This is a genomic window from Halorientalis litorea, assembly GCF_023028225.1.
Lineage (GTDB): Archaea > Halobacteriota > Halobacteria > Halobacteriales > Haloarculaceae > Halorientalis > Halorientalis litorea.
Map to the genome: position 1 here is coordinate 967,031 of NZ_CP095482.1, position 22,950 is coordinate 989,980.

General features: G+C 66.6%; 23 protein-coding genes and 1 tRNA gene. 14 read left to right on the forward strand and 10 right to left on the reverse strand.

Going from position 1 to position 22,950, the window contains the following annotated elements:
- Positions 1-11: 11 nt before the first annotated feature.
- Positions 12-3,686: an outer membrane protein assembly factor BamB family protein gene (locus MUG95_RS05255; protein ID WP_247010024.1), complete on the reverse strand. Its 3,675-nt coding sequence runs from the start codon at positions 3,684-3,686 to the stop codon at positions 12-14.
- 203 nt (positions 3,687-3,889) lie between these two features.
- Positions 3,890-4,675 carry a helix-turn-helix transcriptional regulator gene (locus MUG95_RS05260; protein WP_247010025.1) on the reverse strand — a complete coding sequence of 262 codons (786 nt, stop codon included), beginning with the start codon at positions 4,673-4,675 and terminating at the stop codon, positions 3,890-3,892.
- 115 nt (positions 4,676-4,790) lie between these two features.
- On the opposite strand from MUG95_RS05260, the gene MUG95_RS05265 reads away from it, so the two are divergent.
- Positions 4,791-4,875 (forward strand) — tRNA-Leu (locus MUG95_RS05265).
- A 191-nt stretch (positions 4,876-5,066) separates the two neighbouring features.
- Positions 5,067-5,579: a DUF5813 family protein gene (locus MUG95_RS05270; RefSeq protein ID WP_247010026.1), complete on the forward strand. Its 513-nt coding sequence runs from the start codon at positions 5,067-5,069 to the stop codon at positions 5,577-5,579.
- Between the two features lie 166 nt (positions 5,580-5,745).
- On the opposite strand, the gene MUG95_RS05275 is transcribed toward MUG95_RS05270, so the two are convergent.
- A complete protein-coding gene (locus tag MUG95_RS05275) occupies positions 5,746-5,976 on the reverse strand; it encodes an Lrp/AsnC family transcriptional regulator (RefSeq protein ID WP_247010027.1) in 231 nt (76 codons plus the stop codon).
- Between the two features lies 1 nt (position 5,977).
- A complete protein-coding gene (locus MUG95_RS05280; protein ID WP_247010028.1) occupies positions 5,978-6,667 on the reverse strand; it encodes a potassium channel family protein in 690 nt (229 codons plus the stop codon).
- Positions 6,668-6,804: 137 nt separating this feature from the next.
- On the opposite strand from MUG95_RS05280, the gene MUG95_RS05285 reads away from it, so the two are divergent.
- Together MUG95_RS05285 and MUG95_RS05290 are read left to right on the forward strand one after the other, a co-directional pair.
- Positions 6,805-7,035: an Lrp/AsnC ligand binding domain-containing protein gene (locus MUG95_RS05285; protein WP_247010029.1), complete on the forward strand. Its 231-nt coding sequence runs from the start codon at positions 6,805-6,807 to the stop codon at positions 7,033-7,035.
- A gap of 75 nt (positions 7,036-7,110) precedes the next feature.
- Positions 7,111-7,440, forward strand: a complete 330-nt coding sequence (locus MUG95_RS05290; RefSeq protein ID WP_247010030.1) for a DUF7991 family protein — start codon at positions 7,111-7,113, stop codon at positions 7,438-7,440.
- Here MUG95_RS05290 and tmk read toward each other — a convergent pair.
- Positions 7,437-8,012 (reverse strand): dTMP kinase, encoded by a 576-nt coding sequence (tmk, locus tag MUG95_RS05295; RefSeq protein WP_247010031.1) that lies wholly within the window; start codon positions 8,010-8,012, stop codon positions 7,437-7,439. The genes MUG95_RS05290 and tmk overlap by 4 nt on opposite strands.
- Positions 8,013-8,119: 107 nt before the next feature.
- Between tmk and MUG95_RS05300 the strand changes: the two genes are divergently transcribed.
- The 5 genes from MUG95_RS05300 to cofG all read left to right on the forward strand — a co-directional run bounded on the left by MUG95_RS05300 (position 8,120) and on the right by cofG (position 12,834).
- Positions 8,120-8,998: a complex I NDUFA9 subunit family protein gene (locus MUG95_RS05300; protein ID WP_247010032.1), complete on the forward strand. Its 879-nt coding sequence runs from the start codon at positions 8,120-8,122 to the stop codon at positions 8,996-8,998.
- Positions 8,999-9,143: 145 nt separating this feature from the next.
- Entirely contained in the window at positions 9,144-10,325 is a 1,182-nt protein-coding gene (locus tag MUG95_RS05305; RefSeq protein ID WP_247010033.1) for a tubulin/FtsZ family protein, read from the forward strand.
- On the forward strand, positions 10,303-11,067 hold the full coding sequence (locus tag MUG95_RS05310) for a hypothetical protein (protein WP_247010034.1): 765 nt from the start codon (positions 10,303-10,305) through the stop codon (positions 11,065-11,067). The genes MUG95_RS05305 and MUG95_RS05310 overlap by 23 nt, the downstream gene beginning before the upstream one ends.
- Positions 11,068-11,694, forward strand: a complete 627-nt coding sequence (gene cofC, locus MUG95_RS05315) for a 2-phospho-L-lactate guanylyltransferase (protein WP_247010035.1) — start codon at positions 11,068-11,070, stop codon at positions 11,692-11,694.
- Between the two features lie 33 nt (positions 11,695-11,727).
- Positions 11,728-12,834: a 7,8-didemethyl-8-hydroxy-5-deazariboflavin synthase subunit CofG gene (gene cofG, locus MUG95_RS05320; RefSeq protein WP_247010036.1), complete on the forward strand. Its 1,107-nt coding sequence runs from the start codon at positions 11,728-11,730 to the stop codon at positions 12,832-12,834.
- On the opposite strand, the gene MUG95_RS05325 is transcribed toward cofG, so the two are convergent.
- Together MUG95_RS05325 and cofH are read right to left on the reverse strand one after the other, a co-directional pair.
- Positions 12,835-13,482 (reverse strand): helix-turn-helix domain-containing protein, encoded by a 648-nt coding sequence (locus MUG95_RS05325; protein ID WP_247010037.1) that lies wholly within the window; start codon positions 13,480-13,482, stop codon positions 12,835-12,837. It lies immediately after the preceding gene.
- 190 nt (positions 13,483-13,672) lie between these two features.
- Entirely contained in the window at positions 13,673-15,025 is a 1,353-nt protein-coding gene (gene cofH, locus MUG95_RS05330) for a 7,8-didemethyl-8-hydroxy-5-deazariboflavin synthase subunit CofH (protein ID WP_247010038.1), read from the reverse strand.
- 156 nt (positions 15,026-15,181) lie between these two features.
- Between cofH and MUG95_RS05335 the strand changes: the two genes are divergently transcribed.
- A complete protein-coding gene (locus tag MUG95_RS05335) occupies positions 15,182-16,201 on the forward strand; it encodes a phosphoribosylaminoimidazolesuccinocarboxamide synthase (RefSeq protein ID WP_247010039.1) in 1,020 nt (339 codons plus the stop codon).
- A gap of 42 nt (positions 16,202-16,243) precedes the next feature.
- Here the strand turns inward: MUG95_RS05335 and MUG95_RS05340 are convergent, their stop codons facing one another.
- Both MUG95_RS05340 and MUG95_RS05345 read right to left on the reverse strand, forming a co-directional pair.
- Positions 16,244-18,106 carry a PAS domain S-box protein gene (locus tag MUG95_RS05340; RefSeq protein WP_247010040.1) on the reverse strand — a complete coding sequence of 621 codons (1,863 nt, stop codon included), beginning with the start codon at positions 18,104-18,106 and terminating at the stop codon, positions 16,244-16,246.
- Between the two features lie 137 nt (positions 18,107-18,243).
- A complete protein-coding gene (locus tag MUG95_RS05345) occupies positions 18,244-19,239 on the reverse strand; it encodes a formyltetrahydrofolate deformylase (protein WP_247010041.1) in 996 nt (331 codons plus the stop codon).
- Between the two features lie 121 nt (positions 19,240-19,360).
- On the opposite strand from MUG95_RS05345, the gene MUG95_RS05350 reads away from it, so the two are divergent.
- A complete protein-coding gene (locus MUG95_RS05350) occupies positions 19,361-20,257 on the forward strand; it encodes a GAF domain-containing protein (protein WP_247010042.1) in 897 nt (298 codons plus the stop codon).
- The gene (locus MUG95_RS05355) at positions 20,254-20,898 is read left to right on the forward strand and encodes a DUF7504 family protein (protein WP_247010043.1); all 645 of its coding nucleotides are present in this window, start codon (positions 20,254-20,256) and stop codon (positions 20,896-20,898) included. Before MUG95_RS05350 ends, MUG95_RS05355 begins: the two co-directional genes overlap by 4 nt.
- Here MUG95_RS05355 and MUG95_RS05360 read toward each other — a convergent pair.
- A complete protein-coding gene (locus tag MUG95_RS05360; protein ID WP_247010044.1) occupies positions 20,895-21,851 on the reverse strand; it encodes a ferritin family protein in 957 nt (318 codons plus the stop codon). The two genes, MUG95_RS05355 and MUG95_RS05360, sit on opposite strands and share 4 nt — an antisense overlap.
- 138 nt (positions 21,852-21,989) lie before the next feature.
- On the opposite strand from MUG95_RS05360, the gene purS reads away from it, so the two are divergent.
- Positions 21,990-22,247: a phosphoribosylformylglycinamidine synthase subunit PurS gene (gene purS / locus MUG95_RS05365; RefSeq protein WP_247010045.1), complete on the forward strand. Its 258-nt coding sequence runs from the start codon at positions 21,990-21,992 to the stop codon at positions 22,245-22,247.
- Positions 22,244-22,921 (forward strand): phosphoribosylformylglycinamidine synthase I, encoded by a 678-nt coding sequence (purQ, locus tag MUG95_RS05370; protein WP_247010046.1) that lies wholly within the window; start codon positions 22,244-22,246, stop codon positions 22,919-22,921. The genes purS and purQ overlap by 4 nt, the downstream gene beginning before the upstream one ends.
- Positions 22,922-22,950: the final 29 nt, after the last annotated feature.

The window sequence follows — 22,950 nt, forward strand, 5'->3', positions numbered from 1 at the left end:
GGCTGTCCCGGTCAGTGCCGTGACCGCCGCCACGTGACCGCGACGAGCAACGCGACTGCGAGGACGGCCGCGAGCGGGCCGAACCCGGGACCGTCGGCGGCCGTCGTCGTCGCGGGTGTCGACGCCGTCTCCGTGTCGGTCGGCGTCGCGGGCCGTGTCGTCGTCTCGTCCACGTCCGTCTCGGTGGTCGTCGTCACCTGCGTCGGTCGCTCGGTGGTCGCTGGTGTCGTCGTCTGCTGACTGTCACGCTCGACGACGGCGAACACCGAGAACGAGTCCACCTCGGCGACGAGGGAAACCGTCCCGTCGTCGATGCGTTGGGCTGTCGTCGGGAGCGACACCCAGCCAGTCTCGGTCCGGTGGACCACGACTGCGTCCTCGGGGTCGTCGAGTTCCTCGCGGTCGACCGTGAGTTCGACCGTCGCTGGCGTTTCGGCGGCCGCGTCCGAACTCGGCGAGATGTCGACGAACGAGACGGCGTCTCCGCCGTTAGCCGCGTCGGCCGCCTCGCGCGACATCTCGGCGTCCGGGTCGGTCACCACGCTGGCTTCGACCGTCCCGGAGACCGACTCCGCGAAGTCGACGCGGACGAGGGGCGTCTCGTCGCCGAAGGTCGCGTCGCCGTCCTCGATTTCGGCCGCCTCGGTCGCGATGTCCTCGGTCTCGTCGTCGTCGCTCGCGGTGCTGGCACCGCCGGTGCCGCCACCAGCACCGCCACCGCCGCCACCGCCGCCGACACTGCCGCCAGTATCGGGTTCGGACACGGTGACGGTGACCGTTTCAGTGGTTCGGTATCCGGCGGTGTCGGTTGCTGTCAAGGTGACCCGATAGATTCCACTCGACTCGTAGGTCCGCTCGACGCGGGTGGCGTCGGTCGTCGTCCCGTTGTCGAACCGCCAGTACGTCCGCACGAGACGCGTGTCGTCGGTCGAGTTCCGTGCGTCGAAGGTCACGGTGTCGCCGGTCGTCACCGACGTGGCCGACGCCTCGGCGACGGGAGTGGGGCCGGTATCGGCCGTCCCCTCGTAGGCACTGAGCAGCGGCGTCTCCCGTTCGGTGCCGGCGGCCGGGAGGTAGAACCGGTCCCCCACGACGGCGACACCGCCGGATAGTCTGCCGACCTGTGTCGACCATTCGGGAGTGCCAGTGTCTGCATCGAGGCCGAGAACCCTCCCGCCTTCTTCGAAGGACCCGAGGGGAGGAAGCACGGGAACGTACACCGTGCCGTTCACGACGGCTGTGAATGGGGCGACGCGGCCGCCCGTCGAATGGTTCCACTCGAACGCGCCCGTCGCGGCGTCGATGGCCGACAGGTTCTGACTGTCGGTAGCAAGATAGAGCGTCCCGTCGCTCACTGTCGGACGCGGGGCAAAGACCTCACGTGTCGTAGTACTCACCGAGCGGTTCCAGACCTCCGCCCCAGTCGCCGCGTCGAGTGCGAAAGCGTACCCGTCGCGGTTGGTCCCGTACACGGTTCCGTTCTGGACGGCCACCGTCGAGACGGTCCCCGTCGTCGGGTAGTTCCACTCGGCCTCGCCCGTCGTGACGTTCAGGGCGTGCAGTCTGCTGTCTGGAGTGGAGTCACTACCGAACACCAGGTCACTGACGGACTCGCCGACGTACACCGTGCCGTTAGCCGCCGCCAAGCCGGTGTCGGCACTGACCGAGTGGTTCCACCGCTGCTCGCCGGTGTCGGCGTCGAGCGCGTACACGGTCCGTAATGGCTCGCCCGGTGGGAGGAGGCGACTGGGAGTCTCCGTCCCGACGAGGACGGTATCACCGGTGTAGACCGGTGCTTGTTGGAACGGTATCCGGCTTCGGGTTTCGAGTTCGTTGGTCCACTCGGTAGCCCCTGTCGTGGCGTTCACCGCGTACACTTGGTTGAATTCGTCGCCGAGGTAGACGGTCCCGTCACCGACTGTCGGGGCGGCGAACTGACCGCCAGTGATATTCTCGGCTGTGTAGTTCCACACCAACCCGCCGGTCGACGCGTTGAGCGCGTAGAGGACCGGGGAGCCGTCGACGAAATCGGTGGAGCCACTACCGTAGACCGTATCGTTCGCCACGACTGGGGTACCGACCACGGCCGCCCCGAGTGGCCGACTCCAGCGTTCGCGCACGTCGCCGACGATGCCCGTCGCCGTGGCGGTTCCCGTCCGGGCGGCGTCGTGGCCGCGAGTCGGCCATGCGTCGCGGAGCGGCCCACGGTCCGGGTTCGCGACCGGAACCCACGTCTGCGTTGTGTTGGGGATTCCGTTACTGTCGGTCACGGTGAGGGAGACGCTGTAGCCGCCTGCCCGCTCGTACCTCGTCGTCACCTGCTCGCCGGTGGCGTCGGTCGTGCCGTCGCCGTCGAGGTCCCACTCGTAACTGGCGATGGACCCGAACCGGGACTCGGACGCCGACGCGTCGAACGTGACCGACTCGCCGACTGCCGGCTCCTCGGCGGTCCGGTCGAAGCGCGCAATCGGGGGTTCACTCAGGGCGTACAGTCCGTCACGGACGACACCGACGTACAGGGACCCGTCCACGACTGCGGGTGAGGACCGCGGTGTGTCCGTGTACCCGAGTTCGTACTGCCACAGTCGCGCGCCGGTGTCCGCGTCGAAAGCGGAGGCGTAGTTGTCGTCACTGGATCCGAGATCTCCCTCTTTGGTGACCACATAGACGGTGTCGCCGGCGACGGCCGGCGCGGCGTTGGCGACGCCGACCGTCTCGTTCCATCGCTCCGTGCCCGTGTCCGCGTTCACGGCGTAGAGCGTCCCGTCCTCGGCCACGCCGTAGACTGTCCCGTCGGCGACGGCGTGTTTCCCGATACCGTCGGGATACTCGACGGAGAACGTCCACTCTTCGGTACCGGTCGCCGCGTCTATCGCGTACAGATTCTCGTCACCGTCTCCGGCGTACACGGTACCGTCCGAGACGGTCGGTCCGAACGGGTACCCGGTCGTCTCGTGACGCCACGCTTCGGACCCGTCGGCGGCGTCCAGCGCGTAGACGTTGCCGTCGTCGGCACCGAAGTACACGCGGCCGTCGGCGACTGCGATGCCGCCTTCGAGGTAGATGCCGACCGAGTGCGTCCACTGCTCGGCCCCCGTCGTCGCGTTCAGGGCGTAGATGGTCCCGTCGTTGGTGCCGGCGTACACCGTCCCGTCGACGACCGTGGTAGCGGTCGTCACGAGACTCCCCGTGGAGTGAGTCCACAGTTCCGTTCCGTTCGCGGCGGCCAGCGCGGCAACCTGCGACCCGTTGGGCGCGTAGACCACGCCGTCGGTCACCGCCGGTGCGGTCCCGTATCCGGAGAACGACCCGTTCCGGGCCCACTCGACGGCCCCCGTCGTCTCGTCCAGTGCGTAGAGCCTGTCGTTCTGTCCGGCAGCGTACACCGTCCCGTTCGTCACGACGGGTGACGTGCCGAACCCGGCGTCCGGGTCGAACTTCCACTTCTCGACCACGGTCGTCTGCGGCCCGGTCACGTTCGGCGAGTAGCCGGTGTTGGCCTCGTCGTGGCCCAGCGTCGGCCAGTCGTCCCCACCGGCGGCCGTACCCACGTCGGCCGGTTCGTTCCCGGCCGCGTTCCCGGCCGCGTTTGCGGCGACGGTGGTGCCGACCGGGCCGGCGGCCGCCAGTGCCGACCCGAGAAGGAGGACCGACAGCACCAGCGCGGTAAGCGGGCGGTTCGTCATGGTTGCTTCGCTGTCACGTTACGGTTCGTCGGCGGTTCCCAAGCGTGACGAACCCGTCCGGGGACGGCCGTCGACCCGGTCGGGTCGTCGTATATTCCGTACTGACATCTCATATTCTCGGGTCGTCGCCCCTGACTGAAATTGATACCGAATGACGTTACGACACGCCGTGTCGTCGCGGCGGGGCGTCTCGATACCGGCCGTCAGATATCTGGCTTGGGCGTCGCGGCCGCCCGGTACTCCTCGAAGAGGTCCGTCGCCCACGCGTGCATCTCGGGCGCGTCCGAAAGTGCGAGCGCGTGCGGTCGGTCGTTGCGCCCCACTGCCGCCGCCGCCGTGTCGCCGACGACGCCAGCGGCGAACCGTATCGGTCCCGGATGCACGTAGATGTCGACGCCGTCGGCCGTGAGGGTCGTCCGGTGTTGCTCCCGATACTCGGGTCGTGACGCCGCGGCGTCGCTCGCGCTCTCGGGGACGACGATTTCCACGTCTAGGTCCTCGCCATCTTCGACGCGTCTGGCCAGTTGGTCGAGACTCTTCTGTTCGACGGCGGGTGCGATTTCCCTGATTCGGGTGGCGTCGGCCCGGGCGGCGAGGAGTCTGTCGAGGACCGCGAAGGGGTCACTCTCGGACGCGACGACTTGCTCCGCACCGTCGAGGGCGTCGAGGGGCAACGCCTCGAACCGCGGGGGTGCGTGGCGGAGGAGCGGCCGGTATTCGAGTGCCGTCTCCGCCTCGGAGACGAAGGTGTCGATACACTCGGCGAGGCGCGTTCCGAACGGCGTCAGCCGGAGTCCGCTGGGCGTCTCGGTGAGATACCCCCGGTCGCTGAAGGTGTTCACGACGCGGATGACGGTCCGATGTGAGGTGTCAAGTCGCGCCTCCAGTTCGTCCCGTCCGAGGGGTCCATCCGCCGACAGTGCCGTCAGTGCCAGCACCCTGTTTTCCGACTGGGTGAGAAACTGCAACTCTTCGACTGCCGTGTCCATGCTGTAGGTGGCTCTTGTCGGGACAAAACCGTTATTTTTCGGGCTGTTCGGCCGGGTGACACCGTGCCGACCGGACCGAAACCGACAAACGTCTCACGGGAAGAGTTGCCACCGAGCGAGGGTGGCCGAGCTTGGCCAAAGGCGGCGGGCTTAAGACCCGCTCTCTTAGGAGTCCATGGGTTCGAATCCCATCCCTCGCATCTGCGACGAGTGGACACGAGAAGCGTTGCGAGCGGGGGATTCGAAGTACGGCGGACCGAACGGAGTGAGGTCCGGCATCGGGTTCGAATCCCATCCCTCGCAGTCCTCGCCGCTTGCCCGTCACGAGGGCAGTCGTCCCGCTGGGGCAGACACGACGCGCTTTTGCCGCACAGTCCACTATCGGAATGCAATGACCGACGAGGTTCCAGAGCGGGCAGTACGAGCGTTCGCGGGTCACGACGCCTTCGAGCGCGACGGCGACGGCTTCCGCGTGACGACAACGCGGTTCGAGGGGCACGTGACGGCACGCGAGACGGACGACTGGGCACTCGAATACATCCTGACCGTTCGGGCACCGATGCTCGACAGTGCCGTCGAGGGGGAGGTCGGTTCGACCGTCCTCGACGGGTGGTTCGACACCTACGAACGGCGACTCGAAGACGCACCGAAGGCGACCCGCGCCGACGTGGACCTGTCGAGTCTCGACGTCCACGAGGCAGCGGGCGATGCCGTCGCCGAGTTCACCTTCGAGTTCGGGAACGCCGACCGCGCGCCGGACGTGGCCAAGGCCTTCGCCGAGTACGTCGAGGGAACCTACGCCGAGGGCATCGTGCCGGGCTACGAGTACCGTGGCGTCGTCGCGGAGTTGCTCGGCGACGCCGCCTCGACCGGCGACGGGTCGCGCGGCGGAACGCCGCTGTAGCGGGACCGTCGCGGAACCGCCAGCATGCGCGGCGCGACGCGCCGCGGTTCACTCGGCGCGACCATCGGGAGCGACGAGGTAGTTTTTCCCCAAGTTTTTGTGACCGAGTGGTTCCCGCAGGGCGGCGAAGCCGCCCGAGGAAACCCGAGGGAAGAAAAAGTGGGAGTTAGTCCATGGCCACGTACGTCTGCGTGTCCTCGACGCCGTCGATGTCTTGGATACCCGAGGCGGCCACGTTCTTGACCTCGGCGGGGGAGGCTACGTCGAGTTTGGCGATGAAATCCACGTCGCCGGCGACGATGGAGGCTTCGACGACGCCGTCGAGGGCCACGATGTCGGACCGGATGCGGTCGGCCTCACCGGAGTTTGCCTTGACCATGACGTAGGCGACGACCATCTCAGGCACCTCCTGCGGCGGCGGTGCGGCCCTGCGTATCGCCGACAACGATGCGGCGCACGTCGTCCAAGACGCCGAAGTCCGCGAGGACGACCAGGTTGTCGCCCGATTCGAGCGACACGTCGGCGTCGGGGAGGCCGTAGCTCTCGCCGTGTTTGCCGAACGCGAGCAGTTGGGACTTGGCGGGGAGTTCCAACTCCGAGAGGGTGTACCCGCGCATCGGCGCGTCGTCGGTGACGGTGAGTTCGACCAACTGGAGGTTCCGCGCGATGTCGGCGACAGCGCGGATGGACCCGCCCAACAGGGCGTTCTTCGCGGCGATGGCTCCCAGCCGTTCGGGGTAGATGACCTCGTCCACCTCGGAGGCGTACTTGCGGTAGATGTCCTCACGGTAGTCCTCGTCGATGCGGAGGACGGTCCGACAGCCGTGGTGGTTGGCGACGAGGCAGGCGATGAAGTTGTCGTTCAGGTCGCCGGTGAGCGCGCCCAGCGCGTCGGCGCGTTCGACGCCGGCCGCGGCGAGCGTCGCCTCCGTCGACCCGTCGCCCTGCACGGCCTCGAACCCCTCGTTCGCGGCCCGGTCGATTGCCTGCTGGTCGCTGTCCACGACGACCACCTCGTGTCCACTCTCCTTGAGAACACGTGCGGTGCGTAACCCGACACGGCCAGCACCCACGATAACGAATCTCATGTGTCATAGATTCCCACGGGGCGGTATAAAGTTGTCCCGAACACCGTCGCCAGCAGACGGCGACCGCTCGCGACAGACACGGTGGCGTCCCGCTGCGGACAAAGGCTTTTGGTGTGTTGTAACGTACCACACGTACGATGGTCCGGGCCTACATCATGGTGAAGACGGCTGCCGGGAAGTCGGAGTCCCTGCTCGAATCGACGCGGGCTCTCGACGGCGTCACCGAGGCACACATCGTCGCCGGGGCGTACGACATCATCGTCGAGGGCGCGGGCGAAGAGGTGTACGACCTGTTACACTCGGTGGCGACGGACATCCGTGACCAAGAGGGTGTGACGGACACGCGGACGTACGTTTGTCTCGAATGAGGCGTCCCCGTCGGCGTCGCGCCTCCGGCGGCGACGGTCCGACACCGCAAAGAGTGTACAGCCCGTAGTGTGGATATGGTCAGCGTCGCCGGCATCGTCGGACTGTTCGTCATCGTGGGCGTCAACACCGCCCTCGCGGCGCTCGCGACCCGCTTTTTCCGGGTCCGCATGAGTACGCGGCTCGGGAGTGCTCTCTACGCCGTCCTGCTGACGCCGCTCCCGATGGTCGCTGTCGTCCTGATTCTGAGCGGCGCGCTCGGACTCGGGCCGGACCTCGGCGGGACGTACGCCGTCCTCGGCCTCACCGTGGTGCTCCCGCTCGCACTCGGCACGGCCTTCGACTTCTTCTGGATGCCGTCGCCGGACGAGGTGGACGTACCCGAGCGCAGAGGACAGGGGAGCTAGCGGGCGTCGGCTATCGCTCGCTCGGCGGCCGCGAGTACCTCGGCGGGCGAGTCCGTCGCGTCGATGCGGACGAAGCGGTCCGGGTCGGCCGCGACGAGACGCTCGTAGTTCTCCCGGACCCGTTCGAGGTAGGCGACCCCCTCGAACTTGTTCGTCATCCCGCTTCGCTCTGCCCCCACCTCCGGCGGCACGTCGAAGTACAGCGTCAGGTCGGGCGGGCGGGTGAACGGTTCGTGAATCTCACGGACGTACCCCATCGCGTCGTCGAGTACGTCGGCGAGGGTCGCACCTTGGTAGGCGTACCGCGAGTCCGAGTAACGGTCCGAGACGACGAGGTCCCCAGCCGACAGTGCTGGCCGGACGACTCGCGAGAGGTGGTCGGCGTGGTCGGCGGTGTAGAGGAACAACTCCGCCAACGGGTCGGCGTCGTCGTCCGCGATGGAGCGGTCCACGGCCTCCCCGTACCACGAGTCGGTCGGTTCCCGGGTGAAGGTCGCGTCGAGAGACTCCCGCAGGCCCTCCCACGCGGTGGTCTTGCCGCTCCCGTCGATACCTTCGAGCGTCACGAGCATACGTCCACTCCGGTGGGCCGAGGGTTAAAAGCGGTCGGTCGGCCGTACGTCGGGCGACTGCACTGACGCAGTACCTTTAAACGTATATAAGCCGATAGAAATGACGTATGAACGTTCTCGTTGTCGGCGGTAGCGGATTCATCGGTACCAACTTGAGTCGCGAGCTGACCGACCGGGGACACGACGTGACGGTCATGTCTCGGAGTCCCGGGGACGAGGACTTGCCCGACGACGTGGCAACTGCCCGCGGTGACGTGACGGCCTACGAGTCCATCGAAGGGGCGTTCGAGGGGCAGGACGCCGTGGTGTACCTCGTCGCGCTCTCGCCGCTGTTCCAGCCGGACGGGGGCAACGACCGCCACTTCGAGGTACACACGGCGGGTACACGGAACGTCGTCGACGCGATGGAAGCACACGGTGTCGACCGACTGGTCCACATGAGCGCGCTCGGTGCCGACCCCGAGGGGCCGACCGCCTACATCCGCTCGAAGGGCGAGGCAGAGGATATCGTGACCGACAGCGGCGTCGACTGGACGATATTCAGGCCCTCCGTCGTGTTCGGCGAGGGCGGCGAGTTCGTCTCGTTCACGAAGAAGTTGACACCACCCGGGGTGGCACCGCTCCCGGGCGGCGGGAAGCAGACCCGGTTCCAGCCCATCCACGTCGATGACCTCGTCCCGATGCTCGCCGACGCGCTGGAAGCGGACGAACACGTCGGACAGACCTACGACATCGGGGGACCGGAAGTGCTGACGCTCAGGGACATCGCGAAACTCGTCCGCGGGGACGTCACCATCGTCCCAGTTCCGATGGGGCTCGCGGGCGTCGGCTTGAAAATCGGCGGGTCGATTCCGGGTTTCCCGATGGGCGGGGACCAGTATCGGTCGCTCACGTTCGACAACACGGCACCGGACAACGACGTGGGGGCGTTCGGCGTCGATACTGACGGGATGACCACGCTGTCGTCCTATCTCGGGGTGGCGTAAGGTGTCATTTCGGGCGGGTAAACGGTTGTTACTCCGGCCACCGTCTGCCGGCTCTCGCTTCGTTTCACCGTTCTCAGAGCGAAAAATCGGGGCATAAAACTTATAGCCGCGTTGGGATAGTTTGCTGTCATACGGAGACGTAGTTATGAAACTCGCGATGATCGGCTTCGGTCAGGCGGGCGGGAAAATCGTCGACAAGTTCCTGGAGTACGACGAGCGGACGGGGAGCGGTATCGTCCGCTCGGCCGTCGCCGTCAACACCGCCAAGGCCGACCTACTTGGACTAGAACGTGTACCGAAAGAGAACAGGGTGTTAATCGGCCAAGCGCGGGTGAAGGGCCACGGGGTCGGTGCCGACAACGAACTCGGAGCCGAAATCGCCGAAGAGGACATCGACGAGATACAGGGCGCGATCGACAACATTCCCGTCCACGAAGTCGACGCCTTCCTCATCATCTCCGGCCTCGGCGGTGGGACCGGGTCCGGCGGGTCCCCCGTCCTCGCGAAACATCTCAAACGCATCTACACCGAACCGGTGTACGGACTCGGCGTGTTGCCCGGCGGCGACGAGGGGGGCATCTACACGCTGAACGCCGCGCGGTCGTTCCAGACGTTCGTCCGCGAGGTGGACAACCTACTCGTGTTCGACAACGACGCCTGGCGCAAATCCGGCGAGAGCGTCGAGGGCGGCTACGCCGCCATAAACGACGAAATCGTCAAGCGGTTCGGCATCCTCTTCGGCGCGGGCGAGGTCGAACCCGGACAGGAAGTCGGGGAGAGCGTCGTCGACTCCTCGGAGATTATCAACACACTCTCGGGCGGCGGCGTCTCGACGGTGGGCTACGCCGCAGAGGAAGTCGAGAGCGAGGACTCCGGGGGCCTGCTCTCGCGGTTCAAGGGCGACGACGGTGCAGACGACGCGATGGATACCGCGAACACCACGAACCGCATCACGAGTCTCGTCCGCAAGGCGGCACTGGGCCGCCTGACGCTCCCGTGTGAAATCGAGGGGGCACAGCGCGCGCTCCTCGTGATGAGTGGCCCGCCGAAACACCTCAACCGGAAAGGCATCGAGCGCGGGCGGAAGTGGCTCGAAGAGCAGACCGGGAGCATGGAGGTCCGCGGGGGCGACTACCCGGTGCCGAACTCGGGCTACGTCGCCGGTGTCATCCTGCTGTCGGGCGTCCACGACGTGCCGCGCATCAAGGAACTCCAGCAGGTCGCCATCGAGGCGCAGGAAAACATCGAGGAAATACGGCAGGAAAGCAAAGGGAATTTAGATGAGTTGGTCGAGGACGAAGATGATGAGTTGGATCCGCTCTTCTGAGAGCGCGGTCGTACTGGCACTACTGGTGGCACTCGTCGGGGCCACCGGGGGGGCGTTCGCACTGTCGACGAGTGCGGAGAACGTTCCGAGCAACACCACTGTCGGGAACGAGGTGAGTGCGACGGTGACCGTCGCGGACCCGTTCGCCGACGCCCCCAGCCAGTGGGAACTGCAGGGCGAGACGGAACTCCGGAACGTCAGTTGGACGGTGACGGTGCTGGACCAGGGCCAGCAGGTCGACCAGCGAAGCTACGGCGGCCAGTCGTTCAGTCAGGCCCTCGCCCGGGCACAGGGCGGCGACGAGGTGCAGATCGAGGTGACGGGTACCGTCCCCGAAATACAGAACTACACGTACGACCCGGCGGAATCGACGGACGTGGCCCGTCTCTCGCGCCGGACCGGTGACAACACGCAGGAAATCGGCAACTGGACCACCCGGCCGTACACAAGCGAGAGTCAAGAGGCCCGCAACGCCATCGACACCGCGAGTCGGGCTATCGACAACGCCGGTGGTAGCCAGAGCGCGGAGCGCAGTCTCCAACAAGCTATCTCCGCGTACAACAGCGAGGACTTCGACGCAGCCATCTCGAACGCGGAGGACGCCCGCAACGCCGCACAGGGTGCCCAGCAGACCCAGATGTTGCTGTACGGTGCTGTCGGCATCGTCATCGTCGTCGTCGTCGTCGGCGGTGGCATCTGGTACTACCGCAACCAGCAGGACGACTACGACAAACTCCGGTAGATGCGAGTCGTCGTCCCGTTCGCCGCCACCGCACCGAAAACACGACTCGACAGCGTTCTCACGGAGGGCGAGCGGATGGCCTTCGCACGGGCGATGCTCACCGACGTTCTCGACGCACTCGCCGACACGGAGCGACGCGTCGACGTGACGGTCCTCGCCACGGACCCGGTCGACGTGGACGTGGACGTGTCCGTCGACGACAGGCCGCTCACGGCAGCCGTCAACGCCGTCCTCGGGACCGTCGACGGACCGGTCGCGGTGGTGATGGCCGACCTCGCGCTGGCGACGCCTACCGCACTCGCCCGCCTGTTCGACGCCGAGGGTGACGTGGTGCTGGTCCCGGGCCGCGGCGGCGGGACGAACGCACTCGTCGCGCGCCACCCCGAGTTCCGGGTGGACTACCACGGCGCGTCGATTCGCGACCACCGGCAGGCCGCCGCCGACGTGGGTGCGCGCGTCGGCGAAGTCGACTCGTTCCGGCTCGCGACCGACGTGGACGAGCGTGCCGACCTCGCGGAGGTGCTGTTACACACCGACGGCGCGGCCAGCCAGTGGCTCCGGGACGCCGGGTTCGAACTCGACGTGACCGAGGGGCGCGTGAGCGTCGCGCGGACGGACCGGAACTGAACCCTTTTGCCGGTCGAGTGTGGAGTGACAGACGTGATTCCGGGGGCAGACGAGTACGGCGTCGACGTCACGTTCGCCCCGACGGAGGTGGAGCGGTTGCTATCGGTCGGCCCGGACGACGTGGCCGCCGCCGACGAACTGTCCTACTGCCGGAACGTGTTCGTGCCGCTGACGACGGCCTGCCGGTACACCTGCACCTACTGTACGTACTACGACCCGCCGGGCGAGGCCGAGTTGATGACGCCCCGGGAGATACGCGAGACGGTTCGCCGCGGGGCCGAGGCAGGCTGTACCGAGGCCCTGTTCACCTTCGGTGACGACCCGGACGACCGCTACACGGCGATTCACGACCAGTTGGCCGAGTTGGGCCACGACTCGATTCACTCGTACCTCCGGGAGGCCTGTGAAATCGCGCTGGACGAGGGCTTGCTCCCCCACGCCAACCCCGGCGACCAGACCCGCGAGCAGATGGCGCAGGTCGCAGACCTGAACGCGAGCATGGGCGTGATGCTGGAGACGACGGCCGACGTGCAGGCCCACGACGGCCCGCGCGCGAAGAACCCGGGCCAACGGCTCCACACCATCGAGACGGCGGGCGAACTCGGCGTCCCGTTCACGACGGGCATCCTCGTCGGCATCGGCGAGGACTGGACCGACCGCGCCGAGAGCCTGCTCGCCATCCGGGAGTTACACGAGCGGTACGGCCACGTTCAGGAGGTCATCGTGCAACCGGTCGCCGAGAACGACCGCTGGCGGGGCGGGACGCCCGACACCGGGACGCTCCGCCGCGCGGTGGCGATGGCGCGGGACTGCCTGCCCGAGTCGGTGAGCGTGCAGGTCCCCCCGAACCTCGCGCCCGCCGCCGAGGTAACCGACTGCGGCATCGACGACTTGGGCGGCGTCTCGCCCGTGACAGTCGACCACATCAACCCCGAGTACGAGTGGCCCGCCCTACAGGAACTCCAGCGGGTGGCCGAGTCGGCGGGTGTCCCGCTCCGCGAGCGGTTGCCCGTCTACGACCGCTACGCCACCGACGAGTGGCTCTCCGAACGCGTCCGGGCGGCTATCGACGCGCCGACGACGGCCGGGGAGCGGTTCCGTGCCGTCCTGGCCCGCGGCGAGAACCCGACACCGACCTGACTACTGGAACTGCGAGAGGACCCGTGCCTCTATTTTTCTGAGGTGTTCCCCCACCGTCGAGGGCGTCGCGCCGACGGCCGCCGCCACGTCCTCCTGTGTCGCCCCTCGTGGATTCCGGTAGTAGCCGCAGTCGAGTGCCGCGTCGAGTATCTCCCGTTGGCGTTCGGTCAGGCAGGCGAACGGGTCCCGGGAGTCGGGTTGCCGGTCACCGACTTCGATAACCTCCGTCTCGTACACCTCGGCGTCGACCACCACCTGCGCGAGTGCCTCGTCGGTCCCCAGCAGCGTCACGACTTGCGCGCCGTCGGGGCAGATTTCGACCGGCATCTCGGTGACGACGGGCGATTCGCGGCGACGTTCGACCATCGAACGGACGGCGTCGTTCGGCTCGAAGTGGATGTAGGAGTACCACCAGCCCCCGCCTACCGTGACGTCGAACCCGTGGACGTACTCGGAGGTGCGGAGAATCTCGCGGTACCGCCCCTCGTCACCCCGGTCCTCGGCCAGCATGACGCCCGTGCCGTCGTCGAGCAACTGCACTTTGTGGAGTGCCTCCCGCGTGATGGCCGGTTCGTCCGCCAGTTGCTGGCCGAGGGGATGGAACGCCCGTCCCTCGGTCGGCGTCACCCGAACCGTGACGTAGCGCATGGCCGACACGAGGAACTGAGGGGTTATAAATCAGCCCCGAATGCGGCGCGGAAACGTTAGGCGTCCGTGACACGTCCGTTGGAACGCTGGACCGTGATGATGGGTCGGCTCCGCTGATGTAGTCCTCCGGACGTTCGGTCCCCGACTCCGTCGCTACCACGAACAGGCCCCGCTGGCCGCCGGACCCACCTCAGAGGAGCGGCGTCCCGTCCGCGTGTGGCCCGAGTTCCGGGCCGTGTGGCGCGTCCGCGGGGTCGACTCGCCGCCGCTCGGTGTAGTCCGTCGAGCGTTCCACCGGGACGCGGCCGATGGCGGCTATCATGTCGACGTACTCCGCGACGGACCGGTACTCGCCGTAGTCGCCGCCGGCCCGCTTCGTTATCTCCTCGCTGAGGATGGTCCCCATGAAGTCGTCCGCGCCGCAGTTGAGCATCTTCAGCCCGCGCGTGTCGCCGTACTTCACCCACGAGGACTGGATGTGGTCGACGTTGTCCAGATAGAGTCGCGAGACGGCTATCATCAGTTCGTCCTCGGCGGCACTCGCGCCGCCGTCGACCATCCCGCGCTCGTGGAGGGGCGTCTCGTGGTGGACGAACGAGAGCGGGACGAACTCGGTTATCGCACCGGTTCGGTCCTGTAACTCCCGAATCCGGTCGAGGTGGACGACGCGGTGGGCTTCGTTCTCGACGTGGCCGTACATGATGGTCGCGGTGGTGTCCAACCCGACGGCCGCCGCGGCCTCCATCGCCGTCAGCCACTCGCCGGTGTCTATCTTGCCGGGACAGATGACCTCGCGTACCTCGTCGGCCAGTATCTCGGCGGCCGTCCCCGGAACCGAGTCGAGGCCGGCGTCCTTCAGCCGGCCGTACACGTCCTCGTACGACCAGTCGGTCCCCCGGAGCGCGTGGTAGCCTTCCTCGGGGGTCATCGAGTGGACGTGGACGCCGTCGACGTTCATCGCCCGTATCTGGGCGGTGTAAGTGCCGGGGTCTTTCTCGTACTGTGGGGCCGGTCGGTAGTTCAGGTCGCCACGGTCGCTGGCCTCGAGTATCTCGCGGTGTTCGTCGTCCAGCACGAGTGCCGGGTGGAGTCCGGACACCGACGTGACCTCGTAGATGCCGCGCTCGACGGCGTCGGCGACGATGGCGCGGGATTCCTCGGGCGTCTTCGTGAACCCGCCGTGGTCGTCGGGCGCGTCGGCCCGGAACTTCTCGGAGCGGTCCTTGAAGTTACAGAACAGACAGCCGGTGTTGCAGGCCGTGGTGACGTTGTTGTTGAGGTTGGCGACGAAGGTCACCTCGTCGCCGACCACCGCGGCGCGGCGGCGGTCAGCCGCCTCCAGCACGCGCTCTTTTCGCTCCCGGTCGATGCCGTCGTGGTCGGTGCCGGTCGTGATGAGTTCGATGCCGTCGTCGACTGTCAGCCGGTCGCCGGCCCGTGCCTTCGCCAGTGCGTTCTCGAAGGACTGGTCGGTGTCGGGGCGTATCTCGAAGTCGAACTCGCCGTCCGGCGTGCCGGGCGACGGTTCGAACGCGTCCGCCATTGGCCGAGTGCAGGGGAGGACCGTGCAAAAGCGTGACGGGACGTGCCAACCCAGCGGAACGTGGGCGCGGCCGAGAGTGAAAACGACTTAGTGACGGCCCGGGAAGGGGCCTGCAATGACCGAGACCGCTGACCGCGTTCCGAACGGGTGGTCCGCGTGACGAGCGTCAAAGAGTTCCGCGTCGAACGCGAGGCCACGGCCGACTCGTTGGGCCGCGGCGCGTTCGTCTTCACCGACGACTACTCCGTGTTCGACTGGGGTAAGATGCCCGACGCCATCCCCAACAAGGGTGCGAGCCTCTGTACGATGGGTGCGTACAACTTCGAGTTGCTGGAGGCGGCGGGCATCCCGACCCACTACGAGGGCGTCGTCGTGGCCGGCGAAGTCAGCACGCTCGACTCGGCCGCGTCCCCGCCCCGCGAGATGGCCATCGAACTCACGCAGGTTCCCGACCTCCCCCACGACGGCCGCACCTACGACTACGACGCCTACTTCGAGGCGGCAGGTCGGAACCACCTGATTCCGCTCGAAATCGTCTTCCGCAACACCGTCCCCGTCGGGTCCAGCCTCCGCTCGCGGGCCGACCCCACCGAGTTCGGTCTCGACTACGAGGCGTGGCCCGACGAAGTGGTCGACCTCCCCGACCCCGTCGTGGAGTTCTCCACGAAACTCGAATCGTCGGACCGGTACCTCGACCGGGCGGAAGCCGACCGCATCGCAGGCCCGGCGACCGTCGACGAGTTGGAGACACTCGCGCTCGAAGTGAACGACGTGGTCACCGACCGGGCAGACGAGGCCGGACTCGTCCACGAGGACGGCAAGATAGAGACGTTCTACTACGACGGCGAGATACGCGTCGCCGACGTGGTGGGCACCTTCGACGAGAACCGCTTCAGCTACGACGGCCAGGAAGTCTCGAAGGAGGTCATCCGGCAGTACCACAAGCGGACTCAACCCGAGTGGGTCGCGGCCGTCGGCGACGCCAAAGAGCGGGCCAAAGAGCAGGATGTCGCGGACTGGAAGTCCCTCTGTACGGCGTCCCCGGACCCGCTCCCGTCCCACGTCGTGGACGCGGCCCGGGACCTCTACACCGCGGGGACGAACGCCTACATCGGGCGGGAGTTGTTCGACGCGCCGTCGCTCTCGGAGGCCGTCGAAACCGTGCGGGAACTCTGACTCGACAGCCGATGCGCGCCGACTGGCAGAGACTGCGGTCGGTCACTCACGACTGCGCAACGTCACGACGAACACACTGCCCTCTGGCTCGTTGTCCTCGACCCAGACGTCACCGCCGTAGCGGTCGACGAGCGTCCTGACGAGGTACAGACCAAGGCCGGTTCCGTTGCTGTCGAATCCCTTCTCACCCTCCTCGAAGATTTGTTCCTTCTGGTCGTCGGGAATCCCCGGGCCGTTGTCCGCGATACGAACCCGAACCGTCCCGTCGTCGTCGGTCACGGAGACGGTTATCTCGGGTAGTTCCTCGTCGTTGTGAGCGACGGCGTTGTTCAGCAGGTTTCGGAACACCGACTCCAGCATCTCGTCGGCGAGGACTGTGACGTTCGGTATCCGGCCTTCGACGGAGACGGTGGCACGTTCGTGGCTGGCCCGCACGTCGTCGACCTGTTCTGTGAGAACGGACCGGACGTTCACCGGCGTGCGGTCGTCCTCCGAGTGGAGGAGTACCTCGGTCACTTCGCCAGCGGTTCGAGTGATGTCGACGGCTTCCTCACCCGCTTCCAAAAGCTGTCGGAGGCCCGCCTCACCGTCTTCCCCGACGGTGTCTTCTAACATGTCGCCGTACGCAAGCACGAGTTGGAGGGCGTTCCGGACGTCGTGCCGGACGATTTGGTTGAGTACTTCGAGGTTGTCACGCTGTTGCTCGATGGTCCGTTCGTACTCCTTGCGCTCGTTGATGTCGAGGTGGATGCCGACGGCCCGAACCGGGTCGCCGTTCTCGTCGCGCTCGGACACCTCACCGATATCGCGAATCCACTTCCACTCGCCGTCCGCGGTCCGCATCCGGTGTTCCGTATCGTAGCGGTCTGTCTCACCCGCGAGGTGGTCCTCGAGTGCGGCTTCGACCTGGTCGAGGTCGTCGGGATGGACGCGCTGTTCCCACGCCTCGAGGTGGGGCTCGATTTCGTCGGGTGAGTGGCCCAACATCCGAGCCCACTGCTCGTTGAACTCGACCTCGTCGGTGGTCATGTCCCAGTCCCAGACGCCGAGGTTCGCGCCCTCGACGGCGAGTTCGAACCGCTCTTTGAGGCGTTGGAGTTCCCGTTCCCGTTCTTTCTGTTCGGTGATGTCGGTCGAGACGCCACAGACCGCTACGATGTCGCCGTCGTCGTCGTAGACGGGGGATTTTCGCGTGAGCCGGACGGTACTCCCCGTCGCCGTCGGAACCGTCTCCTCTATTTCGAGTATCTCGCCGTTCTCGGCGACCTGCCGGTCGTTCGCTCTGGCTTCCTGTGCTGTCGCTGGGGGGAAGAGGTCGTCGTCGGTCAGTCCGGTGATGTCCTCGTCACCGACACCGAACAGTTCACGGCAGGCCTGATTCATCAGCAGATACGTGCCGTCCGTGTCTTTCAAGAACACCGCCGCGGACATGGTCTCCAGCACGGTCTCGAACCGACGGTTGACGCGCTTTAGTTCCCGTTCTTGCTCTTTCTGTGCTGTGATGTCCCGAGCAACGCCGACAATCTGGGAGACTCGTCCGTCCTCGACGATGGGGGAGAGTTTCGTCTGCCAGTAACTGGTGCCGCCCGGGAGGTCCAAGCGTTCTTCGTACTCGATAGTCTCACGCTGTTCGGCACAGCGACGGTAGTTCGCCGCGACAGTCGCGCCCTGCTCGTCGCCGAGGAGTTCCCGTGGCGTCTGTCCGCGTAACTCGTCCTCGGAGAGGCCAGTCCGCTGTCGGTGTGAAGCGTTGTTTCGCCGGAAGATAAACTCGTAGTCGTGCTTCGTTCGCTCGACATCGATCAGAAAGACAGCGTCCGCCATTTCACGGAAGACCGTCTCGTAAACGCCCACCGATTCGTCACCGAACACCGGTGGTTCTCCAGTCGTAGAATCGTCGCTCATCGTCTCGTTCTCTACCTGAGCTACGGTAGGAGGACGCTTATATTGTCGGACCGACTCGGGTTGTCTGACTGTGGGACGTATCTGTGCCTTCGTGTTCTACCGGTCCCGAATGGAGGGAGTTCGATGCGGCCGACGGCTCACTCGTCTGCTTCCGGCTCGTCTTCGACCGTCCGGTCGGCGACGATTTCGCCGAGGCCGTCTATCGGGCGGTCCGGGTTGGCGTCGTCCATCACCTCGGGGGCACCCAACTGGACCGTCTCGGTGTCCACGTCGTCCCGGAGTTTCGTCCGGCCGCGGTGGACGGACACGGCGTCGTCCAAGTGGAGTTGGATGGCTTCGACCAGCGCGTCGGCTTCGAGGGGTTGGCCCATGCGCTGGAGGTCCTCCTCGGTGGCGTCGTCGGGGACGTTGAACGCCCGCTGGGTGATGATGGGGCCTTGGTCCAAGTCGGTCGTGACGTAGTGGGCGGTGACGCCCGCGATGCGGACGCCCTCCTCGATGGCCTGCATGTACGCCGACGCGCCGGGGAACGCCGGGAGCAGGGAGGGGTGGACGTTGATGATACGGTTCTCGTAGCGAAACACCACGTCGGGCGAGAGGATGCGCATGTACCGCGCGAGGACCACGAGGTCCACGTCGTACTCCGAGAGGAGTTCCAGCAGTTGGTCCTCGTCGGGGGACCCCTTCTCGTCGCCGATGTCGTGGAACGGCACGTCGTACTTCTCGGCCAGCGGTTCGAGGTCGGAGTGGTTGCCGATGACGACGCCCACGTCCGCGCCGAGTTCGTCGTTGGTCCACGCCTCGAAGAGGGCTTCCAGACAGTGGGACTCCTTGGTCACGAGGACCGCAATCTGTTGGGTCTCGCGCTCGGCGGGGAACCGGACCTGTACGTCGACGCCGAGTTCGTCGCCGAGGTCGTGGAGGTCCTCGCGGAGTTTCGCCTCGGTCGTGACCATCTCGGCGGTGTCCACGGTCATCGTCATGCGGAACACCCCCTCCCGAACGGCCTGGTCGAGGTCCTCGATGTTGATACCGCGCTCGAACAGCAGGGACGTGACGTTCGCGATGAGTCCGGTGTCGTCTTCCCCGACGACGGTTATCTCGGTCAGCGTGTGCTTTCTCACGGTACCCACCACCGACGGGCGCAGTCAGTCATCGGCTACGGGTCGGCAGTGACCGGCGAAAAACCTTGTTCTTCGCGCTCTCGGGCATCGAGGGGCACCACAGACATTAGTGGACCCGGCGACATGAGCAATGCAGAGCCGAATGACGACGACAGTCCTGTGTGTGGACGGGGACGACGACGACCGGTCGGCGACGGCGGACGCGCTCGCCGACGCCGGATTGGGCGTCCACACCGCCGCCAGCGTCGCCGAGGCGACGGACGCCCTCGGGCCGAGCATCGACTGCGTCGTCACGGAGTACACGTTGCCGGACGGGACCGGCCTCGACCTCATCGCGGGCGTCAGGGGACACGTCCCGGACACGCCCTGCGTGCTGTTCACCGACGACTCGCCCGAGGACATCGACACCACCGCGTTCGAGAGTGTCGTCGTCGAGTACCTGTCGAAGGGTAGTTCCGGCGGAAGTGACCGCCTGACCGAACTGGTCGACACCCTCCTCGCCCGGCGGTCACAGGTCGGCTATCCGCTCCCCCCCGACGAGGACGGACGGCTGGCGGCACTCGCACAGTACGACGTTGCGGAGTTGGAGACCGTTACCGCGCTCGACCGCCTGACCGAACTGGCCGCGCGCCACTTCGACGTTGACAGGGCGTTCGTCGGCATCGTCACGGAACACGAGGAGCGGTTCGTCTCCTGTCACGGCGGGGAACTGGAGCCGCTCGACCGCGAGGACACGATGTGTACCCACGCCATCCTCGAAGACGACCTGCTCGTCGTCCCGGACGTGCGCGAGGACGACCGGTTCGAGCACAACGACGCGCTCGACCGGTTGAACATCCGGTCGTACGCCGGCGCGCCGGTGCGGACACCCGACGGTGCCGCGCTCGGGAGCTTCTGTCTCACCGACGGAGACGCGCGGACCTACTCGGCCGACGACCGAACGTACCTCCGCCTGCTGGCGGACGAAGTCGAAGAGCAACTCGACCTCCGGAGCCGTCTCCGCGAGGCTGGACGGGCCGACGAATGAGTCAGGACACACAGGAGTGGTACACGTTCGAGGGACTGCCACTGGAGCCGGTGGCTCCGGGAACGAGTCTCCTCGTCGCGGGCGACCCGTTCGCCGGGACGACGGACGTGGCACTCCGCACGCTCGTCGGCGACGCCCACGACGGTGTCTTGCTGTTCGCCATCGACGACAGCGGCCCGAACCTCGTCGAGCAGTACGCGGCCGTCGGCGGAACGTTCGACAGGTCGCGGATGGCGGCCGTCGACTGTAGCGGGGAGGAGTGGGCGGACGACAACATCCGAACCGTCGGGAGTCCGAGCGACCTCACCGGTATCGGTATCCGGTTCTCCTCGCTCTACGAAGACCTGTACGACCAGCAGGTGACGCGGGTCCGGACGGGGCTGTTCTCCGTTTCGACGCTTCTGACGTTTACCGACGAGATACAGCCGGTGTACCGGTTCCTGCACACGCTGACGGGACGCGTGCAGGCGGCAGAGGGGTTCGCGGCCTGTGTCGTCGACCCTAGCGTCACCGACGACCAGACCATCAACTCCCTCGAACAGCCGTTCGACGGCCGTCTCGACGTTCGGGAGACGGACGGCGGGTGTGAACTCCGCGTTCGCGGCCTCGCCGACCAGCCGACGGGGTGGCAGTCGGTTTAGTCTGCCGCGCCGGTCGCGCCCGTGTCGTCGAGTTGCACGAGGTCCTCGACGGGCGGGATGTCCGCCTCTTCGTCGGTGAGAATCTCGATGCGTCGGGTGAGTTTCTCGGTGGCGTACTCGACGAGCGGCGTCGGGTCGATTTCCTCCGTGGCCGTCGCCTGCACCGCCTCCGACACCAGCGGGAGGAGGTCCTGAAGCGTCCCTTGGACGATTTCCGGGTCGACGTCCTCCTCGTGGATGAGGTGTCGCACCTTCTGCATCCCGAAGCCGACGTGACGGCCCTCGTCGCTCCTGATGAGATTGACGCCTTTGACCAGTCCGTCGAGTTCCGGCTGGTCGATGTCGGCGTCGTCGTACACGTCCGGGCCGTCCTCGTTGAACCGGGCGTTGAAGCCGTAGTAGCCGGTCTGTGCCAGCACGCTCTCGACGACGAGGTGGTAGTGACAGTAGGCCTTCGCCCGGTTTTCCGGCGTGTCGTCGTCGAGCAGTCGTTCCATCGCCGCCTCCGTCCGGTCGAACAACTCGACGTATCCCTCGGGGAAGTACCGCTGGTCGGTCGGTTCGGTCACGTCGACATCTTCGGCCTCCGCGACTGGGTTGACCACTTCACGCCAGTAGCGGTCGAAGAACTGCGTGTGTTTGGCCTCCTCGTAAATCTGGCTGGAGAGGAACATCTGGTCGTCGATGTCCTCCAGAACCAGACCCAGCGGCATCAGGTCCTCCGTCACCGCCTCCTCGCCCGCGCCGAACAGCGCGAGTGCCGTGCGGAACGCCTCGAACCGCTCCTCGTTACCCTCTGTATCGAGCAGTCGCTCCCGGTCCTGTTCGAGGAGTTCCTGCGGGATGTCCTCGTAGGGATCCCAGTGGCGATAGACGGCGTTGCGGAAGTATCCGCCCGCGAAACTGTCCGGGTCGATACGCATATCTCGGCTCGTGTCCCGTATCTGCGTCATGGGTGGTATTTGTTCACACGCGACTGTCGGTTAAGGCTACCCCCACCAATCAAGGATAGTTTAAAACAGACCGAGGGTCGGTAAATTGACGAGCGGAGATGGCAAGCGTTTTCGTTCGCGGTCACCGCACTCCGGGCAATGACCGCGTACACCGCGACGGTGACGGTGCGACTGAAACACGGGGTACTCGACCCGGAGGCCGAGACGACACAGCGCGCGCTGGAGCGACTCGGCTTCGAGTTGGACGACCTCCGGTCGGCCGACCGGTTCGAGGTCGACATGGACGCGGCGGACGCCGAGCGTGCCGCCGAGCGTGCGACGGAGATGGCCGAGCGTCTGCTCGCGAACCCCACCATCCACGACTACGACGTGGAGGTCAGCGAAACGGACGGATGACGGTCTCAGTGATACGGTTCGGCGGGTCGAACTGTGACCGGGACGCCGTCCGCGCGCTGGCGGAACTCGGCGTGGACGCCGAACTCGTCTGGCACGAGGACGGCCTCCCCGCGGACACCACCGGCGTCGTCATCCCCGGCGGGTTCTCCTACGGCGACTACCTCCGCGCAGGTGCGATGGCCGCGCGGTCGCCCATCATGGACGAGGTGCGGGCGGCCGCCGAGGACGGGACGCCGGTACTCGGCGTCTGTAACGGGGCCCAAATCGGCTCGGAGTCGAGTCTGACGCCGGGCGCGTTCACCACCAACCGGAGCGCGCGCTTCCAGTGTGAACACGTCTCCGTGCGCGTCGAGAACGCCGATACGCCGTGGACCGCGGCCTACGAGGAGGGCGAAGTCATCGAACTCCCCATCGCCCACGGCGAGGGGCGGTTCGAGGTGAGCGACGAGCGACTGGACGAACTGGAACGCGAGGACCGGGTTCTGTTCCGGTACTGCGACGCCGACGGCGCGGTGACCGACGACGCCAACCCCAACGGCTCGAAACACAACGTCGCGGGCGTGCTGGGCGACCACGACACCGTCGCGGTGCTGATGCCCCACCCCGAGCGGGCCACGCTCCCCGACATCGGTCCGACCGACGGGCAGGGCATCCTCGAAGGGTTCGGGCAGTAGACGGGCTGTCGTGGCCGGTAGGCTTTTGT

Coding starts and splice junctions, on each gene's coding strand:
- MUG95_RS05255 (WP_247010024.1), bottom strand. CDS start 3,686: ATGACGAACCGCCCGCTTACCGCGCTGGTGCTGTCGGTCCTCCTTCTC.
- MUG95_RS05260 (WP_247010025.1), bottom strand. CDS start 4,675: ATGGACACGGCAGTCGAAGAGTTGCAGTTTCTCACCCAGTCGGAAAAC.
- MUG95_RS05270 (WP_247010026.1), top strand. CDS start 5,067: ATGACCGACGAGGTTCCAGAGCGGGCAGTACGAGCGTTCGCGGGTCAC.
- MUG95_RS05275 (WP_247010027.1), bottom strand. CDS start 5,976: ATGGTCGTCGCCTACGTCATGGTCAAGGCAAACTCCGGTGAGGCCGAC.
- MUG95_RS05280 (WP_247010028.1), bottom strand. CDS start 6,667: ATGAGATTCGTTATCGTGGGTGCTGGCCGTGTCGGGTTACGCACCGCA.
- MUG95_RS05285 (WP_247010029.1), top strand. CDS start 6,805: ATGGTCCGGGCCTACATCATGGTGAAGACGGCTGCCGGGAAGTCGGAG.
- MUG95_RS05290 (WP_247010030.1), top strand. CDS start 7,111: ATGGTCAGCGTCGCCGGCATCGTCGGACTGTTCGTCATCGTGGGCGTC.
- tmk (WP_247010031.1), bottom strand. CDS start 8,012: ATGCTCGTGACGCTCGAAGGTATCGACGGGAGCGGCAAGACCACCGCG.
- MUG95_RS05300 (WP_247010032.1), top strand. CDS start 8,120: ATGAACGTTCTCGTTGTCGGCGGTAGCGGATTCATCGGTACCAACTTG.
- MUG95_RS05305 (WP_247010033.1), top strand. CDS start 9,144: ATGAAACTCGCGATGATCGGCTTCGGTCAGGCGGGCGGGAAAATCGTC.
- MUG95_RS05310 (WP_247010034.1), top strand. CDS start 10,303: ATGAGTTGGATCCGCTCTTCTGAGAGCGCGGTCGTACTGGCACTACTG.
- cofC (WP_247010035.1), top strand. CDS start 11,068: ATGCGAGTCGTCGTCCCGTTCGCCGCCACCGCACCGAAAACACGACTC.
- MUG95_RS05325 (WP_247010037.1), bottom strand. CDS start 13,482: ATGCGCTACGTCACGGTTCGGGTGACGCCGACCGAGGGACGGGCGTTC.
- cofH (WP_247010038.1), bottom strand. CDS start 15,025: ATGGCGGACGCGTTCGAACCGTCGCCCGGCACGCCGGACGGCGAGTTC.
- MUG95_RS05340 (WP_247010040.1), bottom strand. CDS start 18,106: ATGAGCGACGATTCTACGACTGGAGAACCACCGGTGTTCGGTGACGAA.
- MUG95_RS05350 (WP_247010042.1), top strand. CDS start 19,361: ATGCAGAGCCGAATGACGACGACAGTCCTGTGTGTGGACGGGGACGAC.
- MUG95_RS05355 (WP_247010043.1), top strand. CDS start 20,254: ATGAGTCAGGACACACAGGAGTGGTACACGTTCGAGGGACTGCCACTG.
- MUG95_RS05360 (WP_247010044.1), bottom strand. CDS start 21,851: ATGACGCAGATACGGGACACGAGCCGAGATATGCGTATCGACCCGGAC.
- purS (WP_247010045.1), top strand. CDS start 21,990: ATGACCGCGTACACCGCGACGGTGACGGTGCGACTGAAACACGGGGTA.
- purQ (WP_247010046.1), top strand. CDS start 22,244: ATGACGGTCTCAGTGATACGGTTCGGCGGGTCGAACTGTGACCGGGAC.